This window comes from Streptococcus sp. HMSC056C01 (assembly GCF_001811305.1).
Taxonomy (GTDB): Bacteria; Bacillota; Bacilli; order Lactobacillales; family Streptococcaceae; genus Streptococcus.
Window position 1 is genome coordinate 135503 of sequence record NZ_KV804214.1, and the last position, 713, is coordinate 136215.

Consider the following 713-nt stretch of genomic DNA (forward strand, 5'->3'; position numbering starts at 1 on the left):
AAAGCTATGTCTAAACATATGTGGTGTAATAGTTCTAGATAAGTTATTTTGTTCAACGATTCTCTTTAAAATTAAACGTACACTTTGCTCTGACAATGGTTTTGGCGAATGTTTCCCTGGAAATAGAAAACCATTGGATTCCTTCCCTATTTTATTTATATATATTTCTAATAAATTAAATGTTGTTTGGTCTCCTAAAAATATGATACGTTCTTTCTTCCCCTTCCCTATAATATGAAGTGTCTTATTGGAAAGATTAATATCTTTGAGATGAATGTGACAAAGTTCAGAAATTCTGATACCCGTCGAAAGTAAAAGAGAAATGATTAATAGATTTCTTTCAGCTTTTTGTTTTTGAAAGTCAGTTTTAGAAATAATTACTCTCTGCTCTAAATATAAAAAAATATTTTTCAAAATATTATACGGAATCGTTTTAGGCAATATTTTTTCAGTTCTAAATTGAAAGCGCAATTGATTGAAGGGATTCTCTTCAATTATGTTCTGGTATTTTAGATAATTATAAAACACCTTCATACAAGCAATTTTTCTTCTTAATGTATTCGTTTTTATGTTAGATTGTGTCAAGTGTTCGATATAGGATTCGACATTATCATAGTTTGAGTTATAAAATTGCATAAGATCATTTTTATAAGCTCGAATCGTATGTGAACTCAAACGTTTATGAGTTTTGCAATAATCTAAGTAAGTAGAAA

The 713-nt window shown here is 28.1% G+C and carries 1 protein-coding gene; it reads right to left on the minus strand.

The window, feature by feature from the left end:
• On the minus strand, positions 1-713 hold a 713-nt coding region (locus tag HMPREF2795_RS09220; RefSeq protein WP_261675901.1), incomplete at both ends, for a tyrosine-type recombinase/integrase.